The following is an 11,567-nucleotide window of genomic DNA, read 5'->3' as shown; positions in this document are numbered from 1 at the left end:
TCGGCGGTCCTCGGTTGTTGTTAGGCGTGAGAACCAATAACAACGCGCTTCATGGCGTGGCCGCCGACCTCTTCTCATGAAATATCCGGGCTAGCACTGCGCCGTCCTGCCACACCCGGTGGCCGCCTTGTCCTTTTTTGAAACGGCGCGCCTCCGGAAGACCGCATGTGGCCGGGGACGCCGCGCTGGCACAGTGGTTGCTGTTGGATGGATACGGAAGGCCGCCAAGCGCCTTTCGTCATTCAACCACAAGGAGACCATCATGCAACAACCACCACGCCGCCATTTCATTTGCCAGTTGCTCGCCGTCGGCGGCATGGGCGCCGCATCGCTGGCCGGCGCGCAAACGGCGCCGGCGCGCGTCGACGAGAACAGCGAGCAGGCCGCGGCGCTCGGCTACCGCCACGACACCGCCAAAGTCGACGCCAAGAAATACCCCAAGCACACGACCGCCCAGCGCTGCGACAACTGTTCCTTCTTCCAGGGCAAACCGGGCGATGCCTGGGGCGGCTGCGCCATGTTCGGCCGCAAGCAGATCGCAGGCCCGGGCTGGTGCCTGGCCTGGGCCAAGGCGCCGGCGTAACGCGACGTAAAAAGAAAAAAGGGGTCAGGTTCGGTATTTTTCCAATACCGAATCTGCCCCCCGTTTTCCGGTATTTTTTTTATACCGAACCTGACCCCTTTTTGTTTTTCCGGCACGAAACTAGAACTTGTAGCGCAAGCCCGCCATGAAGGAGCGCGGCGCGCCGGGGGCGACGAAGCGCGCCAGGCCGGCCTCATCCGCTTCCACGTGCGGGCGCAGCAGGCGGCCGTTGGGGAACATGTCCACACCCACCGAACCGTAGGTCTCGTAGCGCCGGTTGGCCACGTTGTTCACGCGCGCGTACAGTTCCCAGTTCCGGTCCGGCTTGTAGCTCAGGCGCAGCGACAGCAGCGCGTGGCCGCGTATGCGCAGGTCGGCGCGCTTCGGCGCCTCGCCGTCCTCCGCGTCCTCCGCCAGGCCGTCCTCGTTGCCCTGCGTGACCAGGCTGGACACCGCGCGCATGTCGGCGCTGAGCGTCAGCGTGTCGCTGGCTTTCCAGTCCAGCCCCAGTTTCAGCGTGTGGCGCGGCAGCCCGGCGATGCGCGTGCCCGGTTCCACCATCACCCGCCGCGTGCCGGTGAACAGTTCGCCCGACGCGGCATACACCGCGTCCAGCCAGCTGTAGCCCAGGCGCGCGGTGAGCGGCCCGCGCCGCATGCCGGCGCTGAGGTCCAGGCCCTGGTGCCGCGTGCGGTCGAAGTTGGAGAAGTAGCCGTGCTGCGTCAGCCCCGCGCTGTGGAACAGGATATCGTCCCGGTTCACGGTGCGGTAGACGGTGGCCGTCACCGTGTCCCGGCCGGACTGCCAGCGCGCGCCCGCTTCCGCCGTGCGCGACACCACCTGCTTCAGGTAGGGATCGGATTGCAGGCCGACCGGCAGGCGGCAGGGATTGTCCGGGTCCGCGCATCCCAGTTCGATCACGGTCGGCACGCGGTTGCTCTGCGCGAGGTTGGCGAACACCGTCCATCCCGGCGCCGCCTCGTGCGCGATGCCCAGGGCCGGATTGAATTTGCGGTAGATGAAGGCCTCGGCCGGCTGCGCCACGCCGCCGTTGCTGAGCGTATTGGCCACGCGCGCGTGGTTGTGACGGGCGGACATGGTCAGCCAGGTGCCGGGCCGCAGCGTCCAGGTGTCGGTGAAATAGAAGCCGGCGCTGCGCGAGGAGCCGACCACCGACACATCGAGCTCGCGCTCCTCGTCCTCCTCCGCGGCCACCGCGCGCTCGGGCGTGAAGTCCGCCTCCTGCTCGTATTGCGCGAAGCGGACCTTGCTGCGGTCGTAGGTCAGGCCGGCCATCAACTGGTGGCCGGGCAGTTGCGCCGCCAGTTGCGCGCTCAGCCCGTGGCTGCGCTGGCGCGTGCTGGTGGTGTTCAGCGACGCCGTGTTCAAGCGGCCGCCCCGCGCGCGCGTATAGCCGCATTCGTCGGGTTCGCGCGGCGCGCCGCTGGCGTGGAAGCCTTCGCCGCAATCCTCGACGTAGTCGCCATAGGCGTCGCTGACGTCGCCGTTCACGGTGTCGCGGCGGCTGTTGCGCAGATAGGCCGCGCCGGTCAATTGCACGTCCGGCCGCGGGCGCTGGGTGACGCTGAACTGGGTCTGCCGCAGGCGGTTGCGCGTTTCGTCGGGATAGGTGTAGGCGGCGCGCCGTTCGTCTTCGTACAAGCCGTCCGGCAGCAGGCCGTTGCCCACCAGGCGGCTCTCGCCGCCCAGCATGGTCAACTGCCATTCCGTGGCCGCCCGCACGCGCCCGAGCTTGACGAACAGATTGCCCAGGCGACCGTCGGAATGCGCGCGCCAGCCGCCGTCGCCGAACAGCGTGCCCGCCGCGAACGCATGCCAGCCGTCCGCGCCCGCCCCATAGGCCAGGTCCGCGCGGCGCTGCTTGTGGCTGCCCGCCATGACGCCGCCCTCCAGGCCGGGATGGCTGGCGCCGGAGCGGGTGTTCAGCGCCAGCGCGCCGCCCAGCGTGTTCAGGCCGTACAGGGGATTGGAGCCCGGCGCCAGCAGCACGCTGCCGATCGCCGCCTCCGGCAGCATGTCCCAGTTGACGACGTCGCCGAACGGTTCGTTCACGCGCACGCCATCCAGGTAGACGGAAATGCCCTGTCCCGTGCCCAGCACCGGCGAGGCGCGAAAGCCGCGGAAGGTGAGGTCGTTCTGGAAAGGGCTGCCCGAGATCTCGTTCATGTTCACGCCGGTGAAGCTGCGCGACAGGAATTCGCTCAGGTTGTCGCCATCGGCGCGCGCCAGGGCGCCGTCGGCCGCCATTTGCACGGCGTAGGGCAGCGTCTTGCGCTCCACGCCCATGCCGGGCAGCGGTGCCACGCCGACGATTTCCACGCTGGCCAGCGGGCTGGCGGCGCGCGGCGCCTGCACGGCCAGCAGCGCCGCCACCGCGAGCGCGCCGCGCTTCATGGCAGCACCATGTTCACGCCGTGCTTGGCGAAGATGGCTTGCAGTTCGCCGCTGTCGCGCATTTCATTGATGGCGGCCTGCAGCAGCAGCGCCACATCCTCGTCGCCCTTGCGCACCGCCATGCCCACCGCCCAGCCATTGCGGGGCAGCCGCTGGAACACCGCCTGGTCCAGCGGGAAGCCGGGGTCGCCCCGGAACACGGCCTCGATCTCGGAGCGGTTGGCCAGCACCGCGTCCAGCCGGCCGGCCTTCAGTTCCTCCAGCGCCGCGGCGGCCGTGGGGAAGATGCGCACGTTCTCGCGGAAGCGGCCATTGCCCTCTCCCAGCATCACCATGGCCGCGATCGAGACCTTTTCCACGCCCACGCGCTTGCCCGCCAACGACTCGATGCTGTCGAACGAGGGCATGGACTGCGCGTTGCGCACCAGGCGCACCGTCTCCACGTGGTAGGGCGCGAAGATGCGCACCTTGTCGTTCTCCGCCATCAGCCGGTTGTCGACCGGCACATGCAGCAGCACGTCCGCCGGTCCGTAGCCCAGGTAGTGGCCCTTCCACACCATGTTGCGCAGGTCGTCGCCGAGGTTCTCCCCGGCCGGGAAGGGCAGCAGCGTCAGTCGCAGCTGGAGCTTCTTGGCCAGCGCGTCGGCCAGGTCGATATCGATGCCGGCGCCCTTGTCGGAAAACGGGGCGAACTCGTTGTAGACGGCGACCTTCAGGCCGCCGGACTGCCGCAGCTTGTTCATATCGGCCTGCGCGGAGAAGGCGAGACAGGCCAACGCCAGCGCCGCGCCGGCCTTGCGGTATAAGTGGGACATGGCGTCAGCCTTCCGTGTCAGTTGGATGCGCGGCGGGTTTCCAGGTAGGTCTTGATGGCCCACATGGCTTCCTGGTTGAAGGTGCCCTCGAACGGCGGCATGTACACGGCGCCGTTGCGCACCTTGCCCAGGCGGACGGAGCTCAGGTAGTAGGCGTCGACCTCCTTGTAGCAGGCGGCCTTCTTGGCGGCGTTCTTGACGTCGGCGCAGTCCTGGTCGAGCCGGCGCAGGTCGGGCGCGATGCCGCCCGACACCGCTTCCAGGCCGTGGCAGCGGGCGCAGTTCTGGTTGTACGCGGAGGCGCCGATCTTCAAGGCCAGCTGGTCGGACTTGTAGGGGTTCTCGTCGCGCCACTTGTCGCCCAGCGGCGCCAGGCCGGTGGTGTCCACGCCCTGCGGGGTGACATCGCCGTGGGCGTAGGCCCCGGCGGCGGCGATGATGGCCGCCGCGGCGGCGCCGGCGAAGGCGAGGCGTTTGCTGCGGATGTTCATGATGCTGTCTCCTATGATTGTGAATGACTACTGATCCACTAGGAGCAATTGGCGTGCCACGCGCTCGCGGCACAGTGGCGCGCCGTGCCGCCACCCGCCACTGTGTCACTTTGGAACAGGTGTCACATGCGCTGTGACACCGTGCACACGCTGTGCCGTTCCTCCGCCTGGAAGCGGATGTCGACCGGCAGGAAACGCGCGATCACCTCGGCGTTGGTGAGGGCGTGCTGCGACACGCGGTCCACGGTGAACTTGCCGCCGCCGGCCAGCGCCATCGGCAGCATCAGTTGGTCCGCCAGGTGTTCCCCGACGGCGGCGCCTGAGGCGATGTAGCGGCGCGCGTCGTTCACCGCCTGCCGCGCCACCATTTCGGCCGGCACGGACTTCTCGCCGAAGGCGGCGAACACCTCGGTCACATGCTCGCTCTCCAGCGTGAGCAGCAGGGCGTTGCCCGGCCCCTGGTCGTTGGGCAGCGGGCGCACGTGCAGCTGGTCCTCGCCCCAGCCCATGGCGTTCGCCACGCAATCGAGTTCACGCCGCGCCACGCCCGGCGGCACGGCGGCGACAAAGCTCTCGGCGTAAGCGCCGGTGCGTTCGCCACGCGCCATCAGGTCCAGATGGCGCAGTTGCGCGCACGGCCGCACCGACGCCACCACCTCGCCGCCGCCGGCCGGATAAAAGCCGTGGCGGTTCAGTTGGATGTCAATCTCGGCGCCCATCAGTTTCATGGCGCGGCCGTAGGCGCGCTGCAGGAACTCGGCCGGCGGCGCCTTCGGGTTGTGCGTGCCGCCGCTCACCTTGACGGTGGACGCCCCGTCCGCGAACAGCAGCGCGGGCATCAGTGTTTGCAGCACCAGCATGCTGCTGCCCGCCGTGCCGATGGCGAAGCTGTAGTCGCCCGCGCGTATCCGCCCCGGCCGGAACGCCAGTTCGCGCGAGCCGAGGGCCGCGTCGCTCGTCTCCGCGCCGCAGGCTTCGGCGGCGGCCTGCACCGCCACCAGGTGCTGGCGCATCAGTCCCGGCTTGGGACGGTTGGCGCGGATGTTCTTGATACGCACCGGCTGCCCGGTGATCATGGACAAGGTCAGCGACGTGCGCAGCACCTGGCCGCCGCCCTCTCCCTGCGATCCATCCAGTTCTATCATCTCCGTCATCCTTCCTATCCTTTCACGCAGACGACCTGTTTCAGGGTATGCACCACTTCCACCAGGTCGCGCTGGGCATGCATCACGGCGTCGATGTCCTTGTACGCCATTGGAATCTCATCGATCACGTTGGCGTCCTTGCGGCATTCCACGCCTTCCGTCGCGCGCACCTGGTCGGCCAGCGTGTAACGGCGCTTGGCCTCGTTGCGGCTCATGGTGCGGCCCGCGCCGTGGCTGCAGCTGTTGAAGCTCTCCGGGTTGCCCTTGCCGCGCACGATGAAGCTCTTGGCACCCATGGAGCCTGGAATGATGCCCAGCTCCCCCTCGCGCGCGGACACGGCGCCCTTGCGGGTCACCAGCACGTCCTTGCCGAAGTGGCGCTCCTTCTGCACATAGTTGTGGTGGCAGTTCACCGCCTCCACGTGCGTCTCGAACGGCTTCCTGATCACGGTGCGCACGGCGGCGACCAGGTTCTGCATCATGACCTCGCGGTTCATGCGCGCGAACTTCTGCGCCCAGCCCACCGCCTCCACATAGTCGTCGTAGTGCTTCGTCCCCTCCTGCAGATAGGCCAGGTCGCGGTCCGGCAGGTTGGCGATGTGGATGCGCATGTCCTGCTGCGCCACTTCGATGTAGTGGCTGCCGATGGCGTTGCCCACGCCGCGCGAACCGGAGTGCAACATGAACCACACCGCGCCCTCCTCGTCCAGGCACACCTCCACGAAGTGATTGCCCGAGCCCAGGGTGCCGAGGTGGCGATGGTTGTTGGTGTTGCGCAGCTTGGGCGTCTTCTGGCAGATCACCTCGAATTCATCCTTCAGCCGCGTCCACGCCGCGTCCACCGCCGACGGCGAGTTGTGCCAGGAGCCCTCGTCGCGGCCCTTGTAGCCGCGCGTCTTCGGCGTCATGCCGTGCGGGATGGCTTTCTCGATGGCGCTGCGCAGCGGGCCGAGGTTGTCCGGCAGGTCACGCGCGTTCAGCGTCGTCTTGGCCGCCATCATGCCGCAGCCGATGTCCACGCCAACGGCGGCCGGGATCACCGCGCCCAGCGTCGGGATCACGCTGCCGATGGTCGAGCCCTTGCCGAGATGGACGTCCGGCATCACCGCGATGTGCTTGTAAATGAAGGGCATTTTCGCCGTGTTGGCCAGCTGCTCCTTCGCGGACGCTTCGACCGGCACGCCGCTGGTCCACATCTTCACCGGGCTGCCGCCCTCGATGTTCATTTGCTCGTAGTTTTCGTTTTTCATATCTCTTCCTTGATTCAAGCATCCCCGACCAGCGCGGAGATGATGTTCGACCCTGGGGATTTTCCTCCTTTGCCAGCGGCTCCGGCGCTTATTACCCAGCCCATTTTGTTTTCCTCGTTAGCTTGTTCTTCCTATATTGCAAGCGCTGTGCCAGCGTGGCGGCGCTCAGCAAGTCATTGATAAGTAAGGAATTCTTCGATGGCCGGAAAAATAGCTTTTGTGATAAATTATCCTTTCATATAAATTTTTATACCAAATGAAAAAGAAACTGGTCGTCATCGGATTCGTCGGCTCGCAGCTGGACAACGGACGTGGCAGCGCGCGCTGGGAGAAGTGGCGGCCCACGGTGGCCCTCGCGCAGCAGGAGGATGTGCTGATCGACCGGATCGAACTGCTCTACAACGGCAGCTTCGGCCCCGTGGCCCGGCAGGTGAAGGAGGACATCGCCACCGTCTCGCCGCACACCCTGGTCAACACGCACGATGTGCCGATCAGCGACGCCTGGGACTTCGAGGACGTCTACAGCCGGCTGTTCGACTTCGCGCACAGCTATCCCTTCGATCCGGACAAGGAAGACTATTGGATCCACATCACCACCGGCACCCACGTGGTCCAGATCTGCATGTTCCTGATGACGGAGGCGCGCTACCTGCCGGGCTGCCTGCTGCAAACGGCGCCGCCCCGCAGGCAAGGCCCGGGCTCGCCCGGCAGCTATACGCTGATCGACCTGGACCTGTCTCGCTACGACCAGATCGCGCAACGCTATTCGGCGGTGCAAAAGGAGGGCGTGGCTTTCCTCAAGTCCGGCATCGCCACCCGCAATCCCCGGTTCAACCTGATGATCGACGAGATCGAGCACGTGGCGGTGCGTTCGCGCGCGCCCATGCTGCTGATGGGACCAACCGGCGCCGGCAAATCCTTCCTGGCGCGGCGCGTGTTCGAATTGAAGAAGGCCAGGCACCAGCTGGATGGAAGCTTCGTCGAAATCAACTGCGCCACGCTGCATGGCGACGGCGCCGGCTCCACCCTGTTCGGCCACGTGAAGGGCGCCTTCACGGGAGCGGCGGCGGACCGTCCCGGCCTGCTGCGCACGGCGCATAAAGGCCTGCTGTTCCTGGACGAGATAGGGGAACTGGGCATGGATGAACAGGCGATGCTGCTCAAGGCCGTGGAAGAGAAGCGCTTCCTCCCCATGGGCGGCGACCACGAGGTGAAAAGCGACTTCCAGCTCATCGCCGGCACCAACCGCGACCTGGCGCAGGAGGTGGCCGCCGGGCGCTTCCGCGAAGACCTGTACGCGCGCATCAACCTGTGGACCTACGCGCTTCCCGGGCTGACCGGCCGGCCGGAAGACATAGAACCCAACCTGGATTACCTGCTGGCGCAATTCGGCGCCGAACACGGCGCGCTGGTGCGGTTCAACAAGGAGGCGCGGGAGCATTTCATGCGTTTCGCCGTGTCGCCCGAGGCGCGCTGGAGCGGCAATTTCCGCGACCTCTCCGCCTCCGTGACGCGCATGGCGACGCTGGCCGAATCGGGCCGCATCACCACCGCCGTAGCTAGCGCCGAAATCGAACGTTTACAGAGACAATGGCGTACGCTCGCGCCATCCCCTCCGGGCGGTCATATACTGGAGGAGACGATGGGCGCGGAAGCCGCCGCGCGGCTGGATCTGTTCGACCGGTTGCAGCTGCAGGCGGTGCTGGAGGTGTGCCGCCAGTCCAAAAGCATGTCCGATGCGGGACGCAAGCTGTTTGCCGTCTCGCGCGAGAGCAAGGCCAAACCGAACGATGCGGACCGGCTGCGCAAGTACCTGGCCCGGTTCGACCTTGAGTGGGACCACATAGCGAGCTAGCGATGGACAAAGAACTGGAACTGAAGAAATCCAAACGGACCGCCCTGCTGTTCCTGATCGGCGCGGCGGTCGTCTTCCTGGTGACGTCGTTCCTGCCCCGCGGGTTCGCGGTCGATTGCGTGAAGGCGGTGTCGGAGGCGGCGATGGTGGGCGCGCTGGCGGACTGGTTCGCCGTGGTGGCGCTGTTCCGCAAGGTGCCGATACCGCTCATCTCCGCGCACACCAACATCATCCCCAACAACAAGGACCGCATCGCCGACAACCTGGCGCTGTTCGTGCAGGAGAAGTTCCTCGATCCAGCCTCGCTGGTGGGCCTGATCCGCAAGCACGACCCGGTCGCGAAGCTGGGCTTGTGGCTGGCCGAGCCGGCCAACGACCGCATCCTGGGCACCTATGTCGTGCGCTTCGCCGCCGGTGTGCTGGACATGGCGGAGGACGCGCGCATCCAGCGCTTCCTGAAGGACGCCTTCCACGCCATGCTGGCCAAGATAGACCTGGCAAAATCCCTGGCCACGGTGCTGGACGCGCTGACCAGGGACGGCCGCCACCAGGAGGTGCTGGACGACGTGATCGACCAGGCCTTGCTGCATCTGCGCGCGCCCGAGAACCAGGAACTGATCTCGAGTAGCATCGTGCAGTGGCTCAAGCGCGAGCACGCGGCCATGGAGAAGGTGCTGCCCACGGCCTGGCTGGGCGAAAAGGGCGCGGACTGGGTGACCGAGGCGCTCAATACCTTGCTGATGGAGGTGGCCGAGGACCGCTCGCACAAGCTGCGCCGGCGCGTGGACCAGATGATCGCGCAGTTCATCGTCAACCTGCGGGAAGACCCTTCCTTCCACGAACGCGCGGAGGAAATCAAGCGCTACATCCGGGAAGGCGAGTCGGTGAACACCTATCTGGCCGAGATCTGGAACGGCCTGCGCTCCTGGCTGCGGCAAGACCTGTCGGCGGAGAACTCGGAGCTGCATGGCCGCGTGGCCGCCATGAGCAAGTGGCTGGGCGAGGAACTAGGACGCAACCCGGAACTGCGCGATTCCTTGAGCCGTCACATGGAGGACGCCGCCAACGCCATGGCGCCCGATTTCGCCGAGTTCCTCACGCGCCATATCAGCGACACGGTGAAAAAGTGGGATACGGAGGACATGTCGCGCCAGATCGAGCTCAATATCGGCAAGGATCTCCAATACATCCGCATCAATGGGACCATTGTGGGCGGATGCATTGGTTTGCTGCTGTTTCTAAGCTCCTACATCATCGGCTTCGTGCGCATGCAATAACGCCGCTTAATAGGCCGTGAGGGCCTTGCCGAACTTGATCAGCCACAGGCGGCTTGGACGTTCGCGGTCGTCGCCGCGCGCCACGCGGATGGTGTTGGCGGCGTTGCAGCCCAGCGTGGTGCTGGCGATGATGGCGCCGTTCGCATCCACATTGCACTTGGTGACGTCGGCATCGGCGACCGCCACACCGTCCGGCGTGTAGATCCTGGTCTTCAGGCCGAAGTCGTTGTCGTTGGCCAGGGCCAGCGTGTTGCCGTCGACAATGGTCAGTCCTTCCGCCTTCTCCGCCAGCCAGCCGATGGCGTTCAGGTCCAGCAGCACGGTCTTCTTCAGCGCGACAACCTGGGACCAGTCGGCGCCGTTGACGGCGGCGCCGCTCATCGAGCTTTTCTCCAGGTCGGAAGTGGCGGCGTTGAAGGCGGCCGCGTTGATGTCGGTCGCGCCGCCGATTTCCACCAGCATCAGTTTGTTGAACACCTTGCCGTTCGGCGCGGCGCCCTGCTCGATCACGATGAACTTGCCGTTGCCCAGTGCGACCATGTCGCCCAGCTTGGCGTTGCCGGTGCGGCCGTCCTGGTAGTCGCTGCCGCTCAGCGGGTAGGCGTACATCTTCGCCGTGGCGCCGGTGACGGGATCGAATTCCACCCAGCGGGTGAAGCGCGAGAAGCGCTCGATCTGCTCGTTCTTGCCGGTGACGGCGTACAGCGAACTGCCGTCCGTCAGTGGGCTTTGGAGGAAGGTGTGCAGCTTGTCGGTGCTGGTGTCCAGCGCCATGCCTTCGATGCCTCGGTTCGCGCGGCGCTTGGCGAAGATGGCGGGCAGGCCGGAACCGGCGGCGTACTTGTTGAGGATGATGCCGGTGGCGGGATCGATCTTCACGATGAATGGACCGTATTCATCGGCCACCCACAACACGTTGCGCTTCTTGTCCAGCACCACGGCTTCGCTGTCCAGGCCATTCGCATTGAACACGGCCTTGCTGTTCGCGTCGAACTTCATCGCGTCCATCACGGGCATTTCGGCCGAATTGCCCAGCGTGCCGGCAGGCAGCGGCAGACCGGTGGCGTTGACGGTGGCGGACGCCTTGATCGGCTGCGAGGAGGTCAACACGGCGCCGTTCTTGCCAACGGTGATGATGCCGATCGACGGCGTGAAGCTCGGGGCCGGGAAGATTTTCGCGCCCATGGTGCCGCTGCCGCTCGGCGCGGGAACGTTGGGGCCGTCGCCGTTCGGGCCGCGGTCGGTCAGGCCGTAGAATTCCAGGTCGCCATTGGCGTTGCTGCCTTTGAAGGCCAGCGAGGAACCGTAGGATGGCAGGAAGCCAAGCGGGAACTCCTCTTTCACTTTGGCGTTGGCGCCTTCATACGGCACGTAGTACTTGGCTGTCGAGTCCCGTTTGATCATAAACACGTTTAACGAATAATTCGGGCTTCTGCCGCTGCCATTCCTTGAGCGCTTGGATCGGTGTCCTGGTGCCGATGGCGCGTTGTGGAATATGGTGGTTGTAGAGCTTGAGGTAGTTCAGCAAAGTCGTCTCCAGATCGGCCCTGCTATCGAAACGAGTCTGCCGCAGCAGTTCGTTAATCCGGCCATTAAACCGCTCCACCATGCCATTGGTTTGTGGATGACGCGGCGGCGCCAGGCGGTGCTCGACAGCGATGGCCGCGCAGGCCTTGTCGAAGGCGTGCTGGCCGCTGGGCTTCTTGTCCTTGGCCGCGAAGCGATCAGTGAACTGC

10 protein-coding genes are annotated in these 11,567 nt (G+C 65.9%); 3 read left to right on the top strand and 7 right to left on the bottom strand.

All coding sequences use genetic code 11. The features are described from left to right. Positions 1-262 precede the first annotated feature (262 nt). On the top strand, positions 263-583 hold the full coding sequence (locus BM436_RS35235) for a high-potential iron-sulfur protein (protein WP_093561592.1): 321 nt from the start codon (positions 263-265) through the stop codon (positions 581-583). Positions 584-703: 120 nt separating this feature from the next. Here BM436_RS35235 and BM436_RS35230 read toward each other — a convergent pair whose 3' ends face one another. The 5 genes from BM436_RS35230 to BM436_RS35210 form a co-directional block, all read right to left on the bottom strand. Beyond that, positions 704-2,998 (bottom strand): TonB-dependent receptor, encoded by a 2,295-nt coding sequence (locus BM436_RS35230; RefSeq protein WP_093561591.1) that lies wholly within the window; start codon positions 2,996-2,998, stop codon positions 704-706. Further along, positions 2,995-3,813, bottom strand: coding sequence for a substrate-binding periplasmic protein (locus BM436_RS35225; RefSeq protein WP_093561590.1), 819 nt, complete (start codon positions 3,811-3,813; stop codon positions 2,995-2,997). The genes BM436_RS35230 and BM436_RS35225 overlap by 4 nt, the downstream gene beginning before the upstream one ends. A gap of 17 nt (positions 3,814-3,830) precedes the next feature. Beyond that, positions 3,831-4,304: a cytochrome c-550 PedF gene (gene pedF, locus BM436_RS35220; RefSeq protein WP_093561589.1), complete on the bottom strand. Its 474-nt coding sequence runs from the start codon at positions 4,302-4,304 to the stop codon at positions 3,831-3,833. A gap of 122 nt (positions 4,305-4,426) precedes the next feature. Next, a complete protein-coding gene (gene rtcA / locus BM436_RS35215) occupies positions 4,427-5,449 on the bottom strand; it encodes an RNA 3'-terminal phosphate cyclase (protein WP_093561593.1) in 1,023 nt (340 codons plus the stop codon). Between the two features lie 14 nt (positions 5,450-5,463). Beyond that, the gene (locus tag BM436_RS35210) at positions 5,464-6,699 is read right to left on the bottom strand and encodes an RtcB family protein (RefSeq protein WP_093561588.1); all 1,236 of its coding nucleotides are present in this window, start codon (positions 6,697-6,699) and stop codon (positions 5,464-5,466) included. 256 nt (positions 6,700-6,955) lie between these two features. On the opposite strand from BM436_RS35210, the gene rtcR reads away from it, so the two are divergent. Continuing rightward, positions 6,956-8,554: an RNA repair transcriptional activator RtcR gene (rtcR, locus tag BM436_RS35205; protein WP_093561587.1), complete on the top strand. Its 1,599-nt coding sequence runs from the start codon at positions 6,956-6,958 to the stop codon at positions 8,552-8,554. Positions 8,555-8,556: 2 nt separating this feature from the next. Further along, a complete protein-coding gene (locus BM436_RS35200) occupies positions 8,557-9,831 on the top strand; it encodes a DUF445 domain-containing protein (RefSeq protein WP_093561586.1) in 1,275 nt (424 codons plus the stop codon). Positions 9,832-9,837: 6 nt separating this feature from the next. Here the strand turns inward: BM436_RS35200 and BM436_RS35195 are convergent, their stop codons facing one another. Together BM436_RS35195 and BM436_RS35190 are read right to left on the bottom strand one after the other, a co-directional pair. Continuing rightward, positions 9,838-11,235: an esterase-like activity of phytase family protein gene (locus BM436_RS35195; protein WP_229491052.1), complete on the bottom strand. Its 1,398-nt coding sequence runs from the start codon at positions 11,233-11,235 to the stop codon at positions 9,838-9,840. After that, the coding region (locus BM436_RS35190; protein WP_143133496.1) for an integrase core domain-containing protein at positions 11,192-11,567 on the bottom strand (376 nt) is incomplete at its 5' end. The genes BM436_RS35190 and BM436_RS35195, both read right to left, overlap by 44 nt.

The sequence above is a fragment of the Pseudoduganella namucuonensis genome (genome assembly GCF_900116645.1).
Lineage (GTDB): Bacteria > Pseudomonadota > Gammaproteobacteria > Burkholderiales > Burkholderiaceae_D > Rugamonas > Rugamonas namucuonensis.
Note: the sequence above shows the minus strand (reverse complement) of the source record. Positions and strands in the feature narration are given on the sequence as shown.

Coding starts and splice junctions, on each gene's coding strand:
- BM436_RS35235 (WP_093561592.1), top strand. CDS start 263: ATGCAACAACCACCACGCCGCCATTTCATTTGCCAGTTGCTCGCCGTC.
- BM436_RS35230 (WP_093561591.1), bottom strand. CDS start 2,998: ATGAAGCGCGGCGCGCTCGCGGTGGCGGCGCTGCTGGCCGTGCAGGCG.
- BM436_RS35225 (WP_093561590.1), bottom strand. CDS start 3,813: ATGTCCCACTTATACCGCAAGGCCGGCGCGGCGCTGGCGTTGGCCTGT.
- pedF (WP_093561589.1), bottom strand. CDS start 4,304: ATGAACATCCGCAGCAAACGCCTCGCCTTCGCCGGCGCCGCCGCGGCG.
- rtcA (WP_093561593.1), bottom strand. CDS start 5,449: ATGATAGAACTGGATGGATCGCAGGGAGAGGGCGGCGGCCAGGTGCTG.
- BM436_RS35210 (WP_093561588.1), bottom strand. CDS start 6,699: ATGAAAAACGAAAACTACGAGCAAATGAACATCGAGGGCGGCAGCCCG.
- rtcR (WP_093561587.1), top strand. CDS start 6,956: ATGAAAAAGAAACTGGTCGTCATCGGATTCGTCGGCTCGCAGCTGGAC.
- BM436_RS35200 (WP_093561586.1), top strand. CDS start 8,557: ATGGACAAAGAACTGGAACTGAAGAAATCCAAACGGACCGCCCTGCTG.
- BM436_RS35195 (WP_229491052.1), bottom strand. CDS start 11,235: ATGATCAAACGGGACTCGACAGCCAAGTACTACGTGCCGTATGAAGGC.